Genomic DNA, 15,252 nt, shown 5'->3' with positions numbered 1-15,252 from the left:
CGGACGTAAACCATGGCTGAAGCAGTCGTCGACAACGCCCCTGCCAAGAGCGGCCCGCCCGCGGCCAAGCCGCCGCTGTTCGGCATGGCGTTTCTGGAAAATATCGCGCAGATGCCCATGCTGCGTCAGATCGGCCTTCTGGTCGGTCTGGCCGCCAGCGTGGCGATCGGCTTTGCCGTGGTACTGTGGTCGCAACAACCTGATTACCGTCCGCTGTACGGCAGCCTGGCGGGCATGGACACCAAGCAGGTCATGGATACCCTGGCCGCTGCCGATATCCCCTACAACGTCGAGCCCAACTCCGGGGCTCTGCTGGTCAAGGCCGACGACCTCTCCCGTGCGCGCCTGAAACTGGCGGCCGCCGGCGTGGCGCCAAGCGATGGCAACGTCGGTTTCGAATTGCTCGACAAGGAACAGGGCCTGGGCACCAGCCAGTTCATGGAAGCCACCCGTTACCGTCGCAGCCTGGAAGGCGAGCTGGCGCGTACCGTGTCCAGCCTGAACAACGTCAAGGGCGCGCGCGTGCACCTGGCCATCCCGAAAAGCTCGGTGTTCGTGCGTGACGAACGCAAGCCCAGCGCCTCGGTACTGGTCGAGCTGTACCCGGGCCGTGCCCTGGAAGCCGGGCAAGTGATGGCCATCGTCAACCTGGTCGCCACCAGCGTGCCGGAACTGGACAAGTCCCAGGTCACCGTGGTCGACCAGAAGGGCAACCTGCTGTCCGAGCAGATCCAGGACACCGCCCTGACCCAGGCAGGCAAGCAGTTCGACTACAGCCGCCGGGTAGAAAGCATGCTCACCCAGCGGGTGCACAACATCCTGCAGCCGGTGCTGGGGAATGACCGCTACAAGGCCGAAGTGTCTGCCGACCTCGACTTCAGCGCGGTCGAATCCACCTCCGAGCAGTTCAACCCCGACCAGCCGGCACTGCGCAGCGAGCAGTCGGTCGACGAACAGCGTGCCAGCAGCCAGGGCCCGCAAGGTGTCCCCGGCGCACTGAGCAACCAGCCGCCAGGCCCGGCCTCGGCACCGCAGACCACCGGTGGTGCCGCTACCCCGGCCGCGGCCATCCAGCCTGGCCAACCGCTGGTGGATGCCAACGGCCAGCAGATCATGGACCCGGCCACCGGCCAGCCGATGCTCGCGCCGTACCCGTCGGACAAGCGCCAGCAAAGCACCAAGAACTTCGAGCTGGACCGCTCCATCAGCCACACCCGCCAGCAGCAGGGGCGCATGACCCGCCTGTCGGTGGCGGTGGTGGTGGACGACCAGGTCAAGATCGACCCGGCCACCGGCGACACCACCCGTGCGCCATGGGGCACCGAGGACCTGGCACGCTTCACTCGCCTGGTACAGGACGCGGTCGGCTTCGATGCCAGCCGTGGCGACAGTGTGACGGTGATCAACGTGCCGTTCGCCGCCGACCGTGGCGAAGAGATCGCCGATATCGCCTTCTACCAGCAGCCGTGGTTCTGGGACATCGTCAAGCAAGTGCTGGGCGTGGTGTTCATCCTGGTGCTGGTGTTCGGTGTGCTGCGCCCGGTGCTGAACAACATTACAGGGGGCGGCAAGCAGGCTGCCTCGGATAGCGACATGGAGCTGGGCGGCATGATGGGTCTGGATGGCGAACTGGCCAACGACCGCGTCACTCTGGGTGGCCCGACAAGCATTCTGCTGCCTAGCCCGAACGAGGGTTACGAGGCACAGCTCAACGCAATCAAAGGCCTGGTGGCCGAAGACCCGGGCCGCGTTGCCCAGGTCGTGAAAGAGTGGATCAACGCCGATGAGTGATAACCGAGCCGTTACCGCCAAGCTGAGCCGCGTCGACAAGGCGGCGATCCTCCTGCTTTCGCTGGGCGAGACCGATGCCGCCCAGGTGCTGCGGCACATGGGGCCCAAGGAAGTGCAGCGTGTGGGTGTGGCCATGGCGCAGATGGGCAATGTGCACCGTGAACAGGTCGAGCAGGTGATGAGCGAGTTCGTCGAAATCGTCGGCGACCAGACCAGCCTGGGCGTGGGCTCCGATGCCTATATCCGCAAGATGCTCAATCAGGCCCTGGGCGAGGACAAGGCCAATGGCCTGGTCGACCGCATCCTGCTCGGTGGCAACACCAGCGGCCTGGACAGCCTGAAGTGGATGGAGCCGCGCGCCGTTGCCGACGTGATCCGCTACGAGCACCCGCAGATCCAGGCCATCGTGGTCGCCTACCTCGACCCCGACCAGGCCGGCGAAGTGCTGAGCAACTTCGACCACAAGGTGCGCCTGGACATCGTCCTGCGCGTGTCGTCGCTGAACACCGTGCAGCCGGCGGCGCTGAAGGAGCTGAACCAGATCCTCGAGAAGCAGTTCTCGGGCAACTCTAACGCGGCGCGTACCACCTTGGGTGGCATCAAGCGCGCCGCCGACATCATGAACTTCCTCGACAGCTCGGTGGAAGGTGCACTGATGGACGCGATCCGCGAAATCGACAGCGACCTGTCGGAGCAGATCGAAGACCTGATGTTCGTCTTCAACAACCTTGCCGACGTCGACGACCGAGGCATCCAGGCGCTGCTGCGCGAAGTCTCGTCCGACGTGCTGGTGGTGTCGCTCAAGGGCGCCGACGAGCGGGTCAAGGACAAGATCTTCAAGAACATGTCCAAACGTGCCTCGGAACTGTTGCGCGACGACCTGGAGGCCAAGGGGCCGGTGCGGGTCAGCGATGTTGAAACGGCGCAGAAGGAAATCCTCACCATCGCCCGCCGCATGGCCGAGGCCGGCGAGATCGTGCTCGGCGGCAAGGGCGCCGAGGAAATGATCTAAGGTCTTCGCGATCTGAAAGCCGACGCCGCCCCTTGTGGGAGCGGGTTTACCCGCGAAGGCGTCGGACCTGGCGATAGAGGTTGTCGCTGCCGACGCATTCGCGGGTGAACCCGCTCCCACAGGGACCGTGTCGGCTGAACATGGTTTGAGAACATGACAGCATGCCCACCAAAGAACATCACCCCAGCGACCTGATCCGCGCCCGCGACCTCGAGGGCGTGGACGTATGGGCGCTGCCCAGCTTCGACCCGGAACCCGAGCCTGAGCCCGAACCGGAGCCGGAGCCCGACGTAGTCGAGGAAGAGGTCGAGGAAGTGCCGCTGGAAGAAGTCCAGCCGCTGACCCTGGAAGAACTCGAGGCCATCCGCCAGGAAGCCTACAACGAAGGCTTTGCCACCGGTGAGCGCGAGGGCTTCCATAGCACCCAGCTCAAGGTCCGCCAGGAAGCCGAAGAGGCCCTGAAGACCAAGCTGGAAAGCCTCGACCGGCTGATGACCAACCTGATGGAACCGATCGCCGAGCAGGACACGCAGATCGAGAAGGCACTGGTCCACCTGGTTGCTCACATGACCCGCCAGGTAATCGGTCGCGAACTGCGGAGTGATTCCAGCCAGATCACCCAGGTACTGCGCGAAGCGCTCAAGCTGCTGCCCATGGGCGCGGACAATATCCGCATCCACCTCAACCCGCAGGATTTCGAGCTGGCCAAGGCCCTGCGCGAGCGCCATGAGGAAAGCTGGCGGCTGCTCGAGGACAGCGCACTGCTACCAGGCGGCTGCCGTATCGAGACCGCGCACAGCCGCATCGACGCGACCATGGAAACCCGCATCGAGAAAGCCGTGGCACAACTGTTCGACCAGTTGCACGACCATTCGCTGCACCCGGCAGCGCCAGACATGTCGGTAGACCTGGACAGCCTGCCAGAGCGCGCCGTGGGTAGCCCGGATGCATCTTGAACGCACCAGCTTCGGCAAACGCCTGGGCAGTTACGCCGAGGCCATCGAACTGCCGGCCCAGCCCATCGTCGAAGGCCGCCTGCTACGCATGGTCGGCCTCACCCTGGAAGCCGAAGGCCTGCGCGCTGCAGTCGGCAGCCGCTGCCTGGTAATCAACGACGACAGCTACCACCCGGTGCAGGTGGAGGCCGAAGTCATGGGCTTTGCCGGGCCCAAGGTATTCCTCATGCCGGTCGGCAGCATTGTCGGCATCGGCCCCGGCGCGCGGGTGGTGCCGCTGGATGACAGCGGCCGCCTGCCCATGGGCATGAGCATGCTCGGCAGGGTGCTCGACGGCGCCGGTCGCGCGCTGGATGGCAAGGGCGGGATGAAGGCCGAGGACTGGGTGCCGATGGATGGCCCGGTGATCAACCCGTTGAACCGCGACCCCATCAGCAAGCCGCTGGACGTGGGAATTCGCAGCATCAATGGCCTGCTCACGGTCGGTCGCGGCCAGCGCTTGGGCCTGTTCGCCGGTACCGGTGTGGGCAAGTCGGTGTTGCTGGGCATGATGACCCGCTTCACCGAAGCCGAAATCATCGTTGTCGGCCTGATCGGCGAGCGGGGTCGCGAGGTCAAGGAATTCATCGAGCATATCCTGGGTGAGGAAGGCCTCAAGCGCTCGGTGGTGGTCGCTTCGCCCGCCGACGATGCGCCGCTGATGCGCCTGCGGGCCGCTATGTACTGCACACGTATTGCCGAGTACTTCCGCGACAAGGGCAAGAACGTGCTGTTGCTGATGGACTCGCTGACCCGTTTCGCCCAGGCCCAGCGTGAAATCGCCCTGGCCATCGGCGAGCCGCCGGCCACCCGGGGTTACCCGCCGTCGGTGTTCGCCAAGCTGCCCAAGCTGGTGGAGCGGGCCGGCAACGGCGAGCCAGGTGGTGGTTCGATCACCGCGTTCTATACCGTGTTGTCCGAGGGCGACGACCAGCAGGACCCGATTGCCGACGCGGCGCGCGGTGTGCTCGATGGCCACTTCGTGCTGTCGCGGCGGCTGGCCGAGGAAGGTCATTACCCGGCCATCGACATCGAAGCCTCGATCAGCCGGGTCATGCCCCAGGTGGTCGATGCCGACCATTTGCGCCAGGCGCAAAAGTTCAAGCAGTTGTGGTCGCGCCTGTCGCAGAGCCGCGATCTGATCAGCGTGGGTGCCTACGTGGCGGGTGGCGACCCGGAAACCGACCTGGCCATCGCCCTGCAATCGAAGCTGGTGGAGTTTTTGCGCCAGGGCCTGCACGAGAGCGTGGGCATGGCGCAAAGCCGCGAACAGTTGGGGGCGATCTTTGCGCCCCCGGCGGGCGGTTGATAGGCCATGGCACTGCCCGGACGTGCCGCGCGCCTGGCGCCGGTGGTGGACATGGCCGAAGAGGCCGAGCGCCAGGCGGCCCAGCGCCTTGGGCAGTTCCAGCAGCAGGTGGCCACGGCACAGGCCAAGCTGGCCGAGCTCGAGCGGTTTCGCGAGGATTACCAGCTGCAGTGGATCAATCGTGGCGGGCAGGGGGTGAACGGTAGCTGGCTGGTCAATTACCAGCGCTTCCTCGGGCAGCTGGAAACGGCCATGACCCAGCAGCGCCAGAGCCTGGTCTGGCACCAGAACAACCTCAACAACGCCCGAGGCACCTGGCAGCAGGCCTATGCCCGGGTGGAAGGCCTGCGCAAGCTGGTGCAGCGCTATCTGGAGGAAGCCCGGCGGGCCGAAGACAAGCGCGAGCAGCGCCTGCTCGACGAGCTTTCACAACGCCTGCCGCGGCAGAACCACCTATAGCCTGTACTGGCCTCTTCGCGGGTAAACCTGCTCCCACAGGCACGGCGCAGGATTCGAATTTGTGGAGATCCTGTGGGAGCGGGTTCACCCGCGAAGAGGCCGAGACAGGCAGCCCACATGCTTGCCACCCCCGCCATCGCCTGCTAAACCTTTATGGAGTTGCATCCGCCATCATCGAAGGAATCGCTAGCATGGCAGTCGAGACGGATTTTTCGCAGGACGGGAAAAAGCTGACAATAAAGATCAAGGGGCGCTTCGATTTCGGCAAGCACCAGGAATTTCGCGACGCCTACGAACGCCAGACCAGCCGGCCAGATTCGGTGGTCGTCGACCTGAAGGACACTACCTACCTCGACAGTTCCGCGCTCGGCATGCTGCTGTTGCTACGTGACCATGCGGGCGGCGATGAGTCGGATGTGCGTGTGGTGCATGCCAGCTCCGACGTGCGCAAGATCCTCGCCATCTCCAATTTCGAAAAACTCTTCGATATCAGTTGAGCGCCGACATGCCGGCCGAACAGGCGTTGACCGTGCTGGTGGCTGAAGACGGTGCCGCCGACCGCCTGCTCCTGGCGCAGATCGTGCGCCGTCAAGGTCATCAGGTACTTACCGCAGAAAACGGCGAGCAGGCGGTGGCGTTGTTCGTCGAGCGGCGCCCGCAACTGGTGCTGCTGGATGCGCTGATGCCGGTGATGGATGGCTTCGAGGCGGCGCGGCAGATTAAGGCCCTGGCCGGCGAAGCGCTGGTGCCGATCATTTTCCTGACGTCATTGAACGAGGAGGAAGGCCTGGTGCGCTGCCTGGAGGCCGGGGGCGACGACTTCATGGCCAAGCCCTACAGTGCGGTGATCCTCGGCGCCAAGATCCGCGCCATGGACCGCCTGCGCCGGCTGCAGGCCACCGTGCTGGAGCAGCGCGACCAGATTGCCCGGCACCACCACCACCTGCTCAACGAGCAGCGGGTGGCCAAGGCGGTGTTCGACAAGGTGGCCCATTCCGGCTGCCTTGCCGCGCCCAACATCCGCTACCTGCAATCGCCGTATGCGCTGTTCAATGGCGACCTGATGCTGGCCGCGTTCACTCCGTCCGGCGACATGCGAGTGCTTCTCGGCGATTTTACCGGCCACGGCCTGCCAGCGGCGGTAGGGGCGATGCCGCTGGCTGAAGTGTTCTACGGCATGACTGCCAAGGGCTACGGCATGGCGCAGGTCCTGCGCGAGATGAACGCCAAGCTCAAGCGCATCCTGCCGGTGGACATGTTCTGTTGTGCGCTGCTGCTCAACCTGAGCATGCAGCGCGGTTCGGTGGAAGTGTGGAATGGTGGCATGCCTGATGGCTATCGCCTGGCAGTGGATGGCCAGGTGCTGTCGGCGCTGGGTTCGCGGCACCTGCCGCTGGGCATCCTGAACGCCGAGCGTTTCGATGACAGTACCGAAGTGTTGCCGCTGGCGCCGGGTGAACGCCTGCTGCTGCTATCGGACGGCGTGCTCGACACGGCCGACGACCAGGAGCGCCTGTTCGGTGTGCAGCGCCTGCACAGGGTGCTGGCCGACAACCGTGACCCGGCGCGGCTGTTCGACGAAGTGATGCAGGCTCTGGAGCGCTTTGGCGGGCGCCCGCGCGATGACATCAGTCTGTGCGACATTCGTATGTTCAGTGCCGAGGAGCGGGTACCGGCGCCGATGATCTACTCTGATAGCGGCCGCTCCAGCCCGCTGGACTGGTCGCTGGGGTTCGAGGTGCGTGGCGAGAGCCTCAAACGCTTCAACCCGGTGCCGTACCTGGTGCAGTTGTTGCAGGAGATTCACGGCCTGCGTGCGCGCACCGGCAACCTGCACAGTGTGCTCAGCGAGCTTTATTCAAACGCGCTGGAGCATGGCGTGCTGGGCCTGGATTCGCAGCTCAAGCGCGATGGCCAAGGCTTTGCAGACTATTATCAAGAGCGCACCCGGCGCCTCGGGGTGCTGACCGACGGTTACGTGCGCATCGATTTCAAGGTTGAACCGCATGCCGACGGCGGGCGTCTGATGATCGAGGTCCGTGACAGTGGTGCCGGGTTCGATGTGCAGCGCGTGCTGTCGCGGCCCACGCTGGAGCAGGGGCTGAGTGGGCGTGGCCTGAATTTGGTAAGGCGGCTGGCCAGCAGCGCTTGCTGGAGTGAGGGTGGGCGTTGCGCGCATGTGGAGTTCGTCTGGTGAGCCACGGGTTGGCTCGGGCATAATCTGGCTTGATCAAGGAGTGAACAAGTGACTGACATGCATATTGACCATAAGGTACTCAGCGACCTGCGTGAGGTCATGGAAGATGGCTACCTGCAGTTGGTGCAAACCTTTCTTGACGACTCCGAGCGGCGCCTGGGCCAGCTGCATGCGGCCAAAAGTGCCGAAGAGCTCGGTTCTGCGGCCCACAGTTTCAAGGGCAGCAGCAGCAACATGGGCGCGGTTGCACTGGCCAGCCTGTGCCAGCAACTGGAGGAGCGCGCGCGGCGGCCTCCGCTGTATGGCATCGAGGACCTGATCAACCGCATCGACCTGGAGTTCGTCGAGGTGCAGCGCTTCTACCGAGGTGAGCAGCAACGCATTTCGGCGGGTTGATACACGACTTGGCGCGAGTCTTGCCTGTCTCTGGCTGGATGATTTTTTTGTTTCTGGCGCGGAGACCGCTCGATGCCTGTTGCACCCAACCCATTGTTGCAAGGCAACGCCATTGCCAATACCTCGCGTTCGGCCACCGCACAGGCCGACAAGCCGCTGCAGGCGCTGGGCGACAAGGGCGACGGCTTCGGCCAGGTGATGGCCAGGCAGGGCCGCGACAAGGCCGCAGGGCAGGACGACAAGGTCGCCCAGGCCAAGCCCAAGGACAAGCCCGAGGCGGCGCAGGGCGGCAAGAAAGCCGCTGCCGACAAACCCGCGGTTGCCGATGACGGCAAACAATTGCCAGCCGACGACCAGGCCCAGACTGACACCGGCTTGCGCGATGCCAGCCTGGTGGCCGGCCAGGTAACTGACGCCCAGCCTGGCGCTCAACTGATCCAGGCGCAGGCCGAGGCGGTGGCGCCGGTGTTGCAGGCCGCCACGGCGCAGGTCACGGCCGTGCTGCCCGAGGAGTCTGCCGTCGAGGAAACCTTCGATCCTGACGCCGACCCTCTGGCCAACCTGCCGACCTTGCGTCTGGCGCTGGAGCAAAGCGCCCAGGCCAAAGGGGCGACTTCGGCACATGCCCTGGACGCTTCGCAGGCTCAGGGCGAGGAGGGGCAGATGGCCGTCAATACCTTGGCGAATCTGGTCGAGAATGCCGAGGGTGAAGCGGGCGAGCCCGGCGACAAGGCCTTTGCTGCCTTGCTCGAAGATGGCCTGAAGGACACCAAGGGCGCTGGCAGCGATACGCGCATCGACGATTTCGCCAACCGCCTGGCCAACCTGACCCAGGCCGCCACGGCCAAGACCGCCAATGCCGTGCCGGCCAACGCCAGCCCATTGCACCAACCGCTGCCGATGAACCAGAACGCCTGGGCCGAGGGCCTGGTCAACCGGGTCATGTACCTGTCCAGCCAGAACCTGAAGTCGGCGGATATCCAGCTGGAGCCGGCTGAACTGGGCCGCCTGGACATTCGCGTCAATGTTGCGACGGACCAGTCGACCCAGGTCACCTTCATCAGCGGCCACGCCGGCGTGCGTGACGCCCTCGACAGCCAGGTGCACCGCCTGCGCGAGCTGTTCGCCCAGCAGGGGCTGGCACAGCCGGATGTCAACGTGGCCGACCAGTCGCGCGGGCAGCAGCAACAGCAGCAGGGTCAGGCGCAGGGCAGCAACCTGTCCGGGGTGGCGGCGCGCCGGGCCGAGCAGGGCGGGGCCGAGGCAGTCGATAGCGCCCGGCCTGTGGAGCAGCAGGTGGTTGTTGGTGACAGTGCGGTCGATTATTACGCCTGATATTTCTTTTTTTTCCGAACCGGCCTCTTCGCAGCACAAGGCTGCTCCTACAAGGGAATGCGTTCCCTGTAGGAGCAGCCTTGTGCTGCGAAGAGGTCGGTTCAGGCTTTCCAGTTCCATTCTGGCATAACACTTGCTCAAGCCAAGCCATCCTCCCTTGAACCCCCGATGGACGACGGATTATTGGCATGGCGAAGAGCGAAGCAGTCAAAGACCCCGCCACTAAAGGCAAACTCAAGCTGATCCTGCTGGCAGTAGTGGGCCTGTTGCTGGCGATCGGCCTTTCGGTGGGCGCTACCTGGTTCATCATGCACAAGAGCGAGCCAGCCCCGGCCGCCGACCCTGCAGCCAGCAACGTCAAGCCAGCGGCTATCTACGAAGCATTGGCCCCGGCCTTCGTGGTCAACTTCAACCAGAACGGTCGCCAGCGCTACATGCAGGTGAGCATCACCCTGCAAGCGCGCAACCAGGCTGATCTGGACGCCCTCAAGGTGCACATGCCGGTAATCCGCAACAACCTGGTGATGATGTTCTCCGGGCAAGGCTTCGACACCCTGGCCGGTAGCCCGGTGGGACAGGAAATGCTGCGCCAGAAGGCCACCGCAGTGGTCCAGGAAGTGGCGCAGAAGGAAGTCGGCAAGCCGGTCGTCGACCAGTTGCTGTTCACCAATTTCGTATTGCAGTAGGAGTCCGCAATGGCCGTACAGGACCTGCTGTCCCAGGATGAAATCGATGCCCTGTTGCATGGCGTCGACGACGGGCTGGTGCAGACCGAGAGTGCATCCGAGCCTGGCAGCATCAAAAGCTACGACCTGACCAGTCAGGACCGTATCGTGCGGGGTCGCATGCCGACCCTGGAAATGATCAACGAGCGCTTCGCCCGTTACACCCGTATCAGCATGTTCAACCTGCTGCGCCGCTCCGCCGACGTGGCGGTGGGTGGCGTGCAGGTGATGAAGTTCGGTGAATACGTGCACTCGCTGTACGTGCCGACCAGCCTCAACCTGGTCAAGATCAAGCCGCTGCGCGGTACCTCGCTGTTCATCCTCGACGCCAAGCTGGTGTTCAAGCTGGTGGACAACTTCTTCGGCGGCGACGGCCGCCACGCCAAGATCGAAGGCCGCGAGTTCACCCCCACCGAGTTGCGCGTGGTGCGCATGGTGCTGGACCAGTGCTTCGTCGACCTCAAGGAAGCCTGGCAGGCAATCATGCCGGTCACCTTCGAATACATGAACTCCGAGGTCAACCCGGCCATGGCCAACATCGTCGGCCCCAGCGAGGCGGTGGTGGTGTCCACCTTCCACATCGAGCTGGACGGCGGTGGTGGCGACCTGCACGTGACCATGCCGTACTCGATGATCGAGCCGGTGCGGGAAATGCTCGACGCCGGTTTCCAGTCCGACCTGGACGACCAGGACGAGCGCTGGGTCAAGGCCCTGCGCGAGGATGTGCTGGACGTGGCCGTGCCGCTGACCGCCACCGTCGCCCGGCGCCAGCTGAAGCTGCGCGACATCCTGCATATGCAGCCTGGCGACGTGATCCCGGTGGAGCTGCCCGAGCACCTGGTGCTGCGTGCCAACGGTGTGCCGTCGTTCAAGGCGCGCCTGGGTTCGCACAAGGGCAACCTGGCGCTGCAGATCATCGACCCGATCGAACGCCGCTGACGGCGTGCCGGTCGCACATAACGAATTGAATGCCTGTCGAGGAAACCATGGCTAACGAAAACGAGATCACCTCCGCAGAGGATCAGGCACTGGCCGATGAATGGGCTGCGGCACTGGAAGAAACCGGTGCAGCCGGCCAGGCCGATATCGATGCACTGCTGGGTGGTGACACCGGTAGCAACACCGGCGGCGCGGGCCGCCTGCCGATGGAGGAGTTCGCCAGCTCGCCGAAGCCGAACGAAAACGTCAGCCTCGAAGGCCCTAACCTGGATGTGATCCTGGATATCCCGGTGAACATTTCCATGGAAGTGGGCAGCACCGAGATCAACATCCGCAACCTGCTGCAGCTCAACCAGGGCTCGGTGATCGAGCTCGACCGCCTCGCCGGCGAGCCGCTCGACGTGCTGGTCAACGGCACGCTGATCGCCCATGGCGAGGTAGTGGTGGTCAACGAGAAGTTCGGCATCCGCCTGACCGACGTGATCAGCCCCAGCGAACGTATCAAGAAGCTGCGCTGAGTGAAGGGCACGATGCGCGCCATCGCGGCGGCTGCCGCGCTGCTCGCCAGCCAGGCTTGCCTGGCAGCGGCCACACCGGCGGCAACCCCGGCAACCGCGCCTGGCAGCCTCGGTGGGCAGCTGGCGCAGATGGTCTTCGGCCTGCTGCTGGTGGTCGGCCTGATCTTCTTCCTGGCCTGGTTGCTGCGGCGCATGCAAAGCACGGCGGTAAAGGGCGGGCAGGTGATCGAGATCGTCGGCAGCCGGGCCATCGGCCCGCGTGATCGGCTGCTGCTGGTGCAGGTGGGCAAGGAGCAGATCCTGATCGGCCATACCCCTGGCAGCATCGAGGCCCTGCATGTGCTGGCCGAACCCGTGGAAGTGCCGGAAAACGCCCGCCAGGCGACGCCGGAGTTTGCCCAGCGGCTGATGGAGCTGATGGGCAAGGACCCTAAGGACAAGAAGTGATGAGTGGCGCGCTGCGTGTGTTGTTGACTCTGGCGCTGCTGCTGGCTGCGCCGCTGGCCCTGGGTGCCGACCCGCTGTCGATCCCGGCCATTACCCTGTCCAATACCCCGGACGGGCAGCAGGAGTATTCGGTCAGCCTGCAGATTCTGCTGATCATGACGGCGCTCAGCTTCATCCCGGCGTTCGTCATCCTGATGACCAGCTTCACCCGCATCATCATCGTGTTCTCGATCCTGCGTCAGGCCCTGGGCCTGCAGCAGACGCCGTCGAACCAGCTGCTGACCGGCATGGCGCTGTTCCTGACCATGTTCATCATGGCGCCGGTGTTCGACCGGGTGAACCAGGACGCCCTGCAGCCGTACCTGAAGGAGCAGATGACCGCCCAGCAGGCCATCGACAAGGCCCAAGGGCCGCTCAAGGACTTCATGCTGGCACAAACCCGGCAAAGCGACCTCGACCTGTTCATGCGCCTGTCCAAGCGTACCGACATCGCCGGCCCGGACCAGGTGCCGCTGACGATCCTGGTGCCGGCGTTCGTGACATCCGAGCTGAAGACCGCGTTCCAGATCGGTTTCATGATCTTCATCCCGTTCCTGATCATCGACATGGTAGTGGCCAGCGTGCTGATGGCCATGGGTATGATGATGCTGTCGCCGCTGATCATCTCGCTGCCGTTCAAGATCATGCTGTTCGTGCTGGTCGATGGCTGGGCGCTGATCATGGGTACCCTGGCCAGCAGTTTCGGCGGCGTCTGACGCCGTCAAGGAGAGCCGCCGATGACACCTGAAGTCGCTGTCGATCTGTTCCGTGATGCCTTGTGGCTGACCACCCTGATGGTCGCCATACTGGTGGTGCCCAGCCTGCTGGTGGGCCTGGTGGTGGCCATGTTCCAGGCCGCCACCCAGATCAACGAACAGACCTTGAGTTTCCTGCCGCGCCTGCTTGTGATGCTGGTCACGCTGATCATCGCCGGGCCGTGGCTGGTGCAGAAGTTCATGGAGTACTTCACCAGTCTCTATACCAACATTCCTCAGCTGATCGGTTGACGCGCCGATGCTGGAGCTGACCGACACGCAGATCGGCACCTGGGTCGCGACCTTCATCCTGCCGTTGTTCCGGGTGACGGCGGTGCTGATGACCATGCCGATCTTCGGCACCCGTATGCTGCCGGCGCGGGTGCGCCTGTACGTGGCGGTGGCCATCACGGTGGTGATCGTCCCGGCCCTGCCACCCTTGCCCGAGTTCGACCCGTTGAGCCTGCGCGGCCTGCTGCTGTGTGCCGAGCAGGTCATCGTCGGGGCGTTGTTCGGGTTGTCGTTGCAGTTGCTGTTCCAGGCTTTCGTGATCGCAGGCCAGATCGTCGCGGTGCAGATGGGCATGGCCTTCGCATCGATGGTCGACCCGGCCAACGGCGTCAACGTCGCGGTGATCAGCCAGTTCATGACCATGCTGGTGAGTGTGCTGTTCCTGCTGATGAACGGCCATCTGGTGGCGTTCGAGGTACTGACCGAAAGCTTCACCACCTTGCCGGTAGGCAACGCGCTGGTGGTCAATCAGTTCTGGGAACTGGCGGGGCGCCTGGGTTGGGTGTTCGGTGCCGGCCTGCTGCTGATCCTGCCGGCTATCGCCGCGCTGCTGGTGGTGAACATCGCTTTTGGCGTGATGACGCGTGCCGCGCCGCAATTGAACATTTTCTCCATCGGTTTTCCGCTGACCCTGGTCATGGGCATGTTCATTTTCTGGGTCGGCCTGGCCGACATACTTTCCCATTACCAGGCATTGGCCAGCGAAGCGCTGCAATGGCTGCGTGATCTGGCAAGGGCGCGCTGAGCATGGCGGAAAGCGAAAGCGGTCAGGACAAGACAGAAGAACCCACCGACAAGCGCAAGCGCGATGCCCGCGAGAAAGGCGAGATCGCGCGTTCCAAGGAGCTGAACACGGTGGCGGTGACCTTGGCCGGTGCCGGTGGCCTGCTGGCGTTCGGCGGCCACCTGGCCGAGACGCTGCTGGCGATCATGCGCATGAACTTCAGCCTGACCCGCGACTTCATCGTCGATGAGCGCGCCATGGGTGCCTTCCTGCTGGCCTCGGGCAAGATGGCCATCTGGGCGGTGCAGCCGATCTTGATCCTGTTGTTCGTGATTTCCTTCGTCGCGCCGATAGTCTTGGGCGGTTTCCTGTTTTCCGGCAGCCTGCTGCAGCCGAAATTCAGCCGCATGAATCCCTTGTCGGGGATCAAGCGCATGTTCTCGATGAACGCCTTGACCGAGCTATTGAAGGCGCTCGCCAAGTTTTTCGTGATCCTGGTCGTGGCGGTGGTGGTGCTGGTCAACGACCGCCAGGCGCTGCTTGCGATCGCCAATGAGCCGTTGGAGCAGGCGATCATCCATAGCCTGCAGGTGGTGGGCTGGAGCGCATTGTGGATGTCGGCCGGGCTGCTGTTGATTGCGGCGGCGGACGTGCCGTTCCAGCTGTGGCAGACGCACAACAAACTGAAGATGACCAAGCAGGAAATCAAGGACGAGTACAAGGACAGCGAAGGCAAGCCCGAGGTCAAGCAGCGTATCCGCCAGCTTCAGCGTGAGGCTTCGCAGCGGCGCATGATGGCGGCTGTCCCGGAAGCCGACGTGATCATTACCAACCCGACGCATTATGCGGTGGCCTTGCAATACGACCCTGAGAAAGGCGGGGCGGCGCCGTTGCTGCTGGCCAAGGGGACGGATTTCATTGCCTTGAAGATTCGCGAGATCGGCGTGGAGCACAAGGTCCAGATCCTCGAATCGCCGGCGTTGGCGCGGGCGATCTACTACTCCACCGAACTCGAGCAGGAAATCCCAGCCGGGCTTTACCTGGCAGTGGCGCAGGTGCTGGCCTATGTGTTCCAGATCCGCCAGTACCGGGCTGGCAAGGGCAAGCGGCCAGAGCCGCTGAAGGACGACCTGCCGATTCCACCGGACCTGCGCCGCGACAGTTGACCTTGTGTCAGGGCTTCTGGCCCTTTCGCGGGTGAACCCGCTCCCACAGGTCCTCTGCGGGCCTTGAAGGCTGTGCGGTCCCTGTGGGAGCGGGTTCACCCGCGAAGAGGCCGGAACAGGCAACATAAATCCCCCATCGAGCAAAGTTGGAAAG

The 15,252-nt window shown here is 64.1% G+C and carries 17 protein-coding genes; all 17 read left to right on the top strand.

The genetic code is table 11. The features are described from left to right. Positions 1-12 precede the first annotated feature (12 nt). The gene (fliF, locus tag E5221_RS19890) at positions 13-1,791 is read left to right on the top strand and encodes a flagellar basal-body MS-ring/collar protein FliF (protein WP_247846307.1); all 1,779 of its coding nucleotides are present in this window, start codon (positions 13-15) and stop codon (positions 1,789-1,791) included. Then, complete coding sequence (gene fliG / locus E5221_RS19885; RefSeq protein WP_003257289.1) at positions 1,784-2,803, top strand: flagellar motor switch protein FliG; 1,020 nt, start codon at positions 1,784-1,786, stop codon at positions 2,801-2,803. The genes fliF and fliG overlap by 8 nt, the downstream gene beginning before the upstream one ends. A gap of 161 nt (positions 2,804-2,964) precedes the next feature. Beyond that, on the top strand, positions 2,965-3,759 hold the full coding sequence (gene fliH / locus E5221_RS19880) for a flagellar assembly protein FliH (RefSeq protein WP_247846306.1): 795 nt from the start codon (positions 2,965-2,967) through the stop codon (positions 3,757-3,759). Beyond that, complete coding sequence (fliI, locus tag E5221_RS19875) at positions 3,749-5,107, top strand: flagellar protein export ATPase FliI (RefSeq protein WP_247846305.1); 1,359 nt, start codon at positions 3,749-3,751, stop codon at positions 5,105-5,107. The genes fliH and fliI overlap by 11 nt, the downstream gene beginning before the upstream one ends. A gap of 6 nt (positions 5,108-5,113) precedes the next feature. Next, positions 5,114-5,566, top strand: a complete 453-nt coding sequence (gene fliJ / locus E5221_RS19870; RefSeq protein WP_039612694.1) for a flagellar export protein FliJ — start codon at positions 5,114-5,116, stop codon at positions 5,564-5,566. 191 nt (positions 5,567-5,757) lie between these two features. Beyond that, a complete protein-coding gene (locus E5221_RS19865; RefSeq protein WP_061551802.1) occupies positions 5,758-6,063 on the top strand; it encodes an STAS domain-containing protein in 306 nt (101 codons plus the stop codon). An 8-nt stretch (positions 6,064-6,071) separates the two neighbouring features. After that, positions 6,072-7,763, top strand: coding sequence for a fused response regulator/phosphatase (locus tag E5221_RS19860; RefSeq protein ID WP_247846304.1), 1,692 nt, complete (start codon positions 6,072-6,074; stop codon positions 7,761-7,763). A gap of 48 nt (positions 7,764-7,811) precedes the next feature. Next, positions 7,812-8,159, top strand: a complete 348-nt coding sequence (locus E5221_RS19855; RefSeq protein ID WP_025340080.1) for an Hpt domain-containing protein — start codon at positions 7,812-7,814, stop codon at positions 8,157-8,159. Between the two features lie 72 nt (positions 8,160-8,231). Further along, a complete protein-coding gene (locus E5221_RS19850; protein WP_247846303.1) occupies positions 8,232-9,494 on the top strand; it encodes a flagellar hook-length control protein FliK in 1,263 nt (420 codons plus the stop codon). 188 nt (positions 9,495-9,682) lie between these two features. Continuing rightward, on the top strand, positions 9,683-10,180 hold the full coding sequence (gene fliL / locus E5221_RS19845) for a flagellar basal body-associated protein FliL (protein WP_015271211.1): 498 nt from the start codon (positions 9,683-9,685) through the stop codon (positions 10,178-10,180). 9 nt (positions 10,181-10,189) lie between these two features. After that, positions 10,190-11,158 (top strand): flagellar motor switch protein FliM, encoded by a 969-nt coding sequence (fliM, locus tag E5221_RS19840; RefSeq protein ID WP_013973595.1) that lies wholly within the window; start codon positions 10,190-10,192, stop codon positions 11,156-11,158. 47 nt (positions 11,159-11,205) lie between these two features. Beyond that, positions 11,206-11,676, top strand: coding sequence for a flagellar motor switch protein FliN (gene fliN, locus E5221_RS19835; protein WP_189121289.1), 471 nt, complete (start codon positions 11,206-11,208; stop codon positions 11,674-11,676). Positions 11,677-11,688: 12 nt separating this feature from the next. After that, positions 11,689-12,123: a flagellar biosynthetic protein FliO gene (fliO, locus tag E5221_RS19830; RefSeq protein ID WP_043936227.1), complete on the top strand. Its 435-nt coding sequence runs from the start codon at positions 11,689-11,691 to the stop codon at positions 12,121-12,123. Next, a complete protein-coding gene (gene fliP / locus E5221_RS19825) occupies positions 12,123-12,878 on the top strand; it encodes a flagellar type III secretion system pore protein FliP (protein ID WP_038410037.1) in 756 nt (251 codons plus the stop codon). Before fliO ends, fliP begins: the two co-directional genes overlap by 1 nt. A 21-nt stretch (positions 12,879-12,899) precedes the next feature. Next, complete coding sequence (gene fliQ / locus E5221_RS19820; protein ID WP_003257294.1) at positions 12,900-13,169, top strand: flagellar biosynthesis protein FliQ; 270 nt, start codon at positions 12,900-12,902, stop codon at positions 13,167-13,169. 7 nt (positions 13,170-13,176) lie between these two features. Then, entirely contained in the window at positions 13,177-13,953 is a 777-nt protein-coding gene (gene fliR, locus E5221_RS19815) for a flagellar biosynthetic protein FliR (protein ID WP_015271209.1), read from the top strand. Between the two features lie 2 nt (positions 13,954-13,955). Then, complete coding sequence (gene flhB / locus E5221_RS19810; protein WP_015271208.1) at positions 13,956-15,098, top strand: flagellar biosynthesis protein FlhB; 1,143 nt, start codon at positions 13,956-13,958, stop codon at positions 15,096-15,098. Positions 15,099-15,252 lie beyond the last annotated feature (154 nt).

This window comes from Pseudomonas sp. A2 (genome assembly GCF_023100865.1).
GTDB lineage: Bacteria > Pseudomonadota > Gammaproteobacteria > Pseudomonadales > Pseudomonadaceae > Aquipseudomonas > Aquipseudomonas asiatica.
Note: the sequence above shows the minus strand (reverse complement) of the source record. Positions and strands in the feature narration are given on the sequence as shown.

Coding starts and splice junctions, on each gene's coding strand:
- fliF (WP_247846307.1), top strand. CDS start 13: ATGGCTGAAGCAGTCGTCGACAACGCCCCTGCCAAGAGCGGCCCGCCC.
- fliG (WP_003257289.1), top strand. CDS start 1,784: ATGAGTGATAACCGAGCCGTTACCGCCAAGCTGAGCCGCGTCGACAAG.
- fliH (WP_247846306.1), top strand. CDS start 2,965: ATGCCCACCAAAGAACATCACCCCAGCGACCTGATCCGCGCCCGCGAC.
- fliI (WP_247846305.1), top strand. CDS start 3,749: ATGCATCTTGAACGCACCAGCTTCGGCAAACGCCTGGGCAGTTACGCC.
- fliJ (WP_039612694.1), top strand. CDS start 5,114: ATGGCACTGCCCGGACGTGCCGCGCGCCTGGCGCCGGTGGTGGACATG.
- E5221_RS19865 (WP_061551802.1), top strand. CDS start 5,758: ATGGCAGTCGAGACGGATTTTTCGCAGGACGGGAAAAAGCTGACAATA.
- E5221_RS19860 (WP_247846304.1), top strand. CDS start 6,072: ATGCCGGCCGAACAGGCGTTGACCGTGCTGGTGGCTGAAGACGGTGCC.
- E5221_RS19850 (WP_247846303.1), top strand. CDS start 8,232: ATGCCTGTTGCACCCAACCCATTGTTGCAAGGCAACGCCATTGCCAAT.
- fliL (WP_015271211.1), top strand. CDS start 9,683: ATGGCGAAGAGCGAAGCAGTCAAAGACCCCGCCACTAAAGGCAAACTC.
- fliM (WP_013973595.1), top strand. CDS start 10,190: ATGGCCGTACAGGACCTGCTGTCCCAGGATGAAATCGATGCCCTGTTG.
- fliN (WP_189121289.1), top strand. CDS start 11,206: ATGGCTAACGAAAACGAGATCACCTCCGCAGAGGATCAGGCACTGGCC.
- fliO (WP_043936227.1), top strand. CDS start 11,689: ATGCGCGCCATCGCGGCGGCTGCCGCGCTGCTCGCCAGCCAGGCTTGC.
- fliP (WP_038410037.1), top strand. CDS start 12,123: ATGAGTGGCGCGCTGCGTGTGTTGTTGACTCTGGCGCTGCTGCTGGCT.
- fliQ (WP_003257294.1), top strand. CDS start 12,900: ATGACACCTGAAGTCGCTGTCGATCTGTTCCGTGATGCCTTGTGGCTG.
- fliR (WP_015271209.1), top strand. CDS start 13,177: ATGCTGGAGCTGACCGACACGCAGATCGGCACCTGGGTCGCGACCTTC.
- flhB (WP_015271208.1), top strand. CDS start 13,956: ATGGCGGAAAGCGAAAGCGGTCAGGACAAGACAGAAGAACCCACCGAC.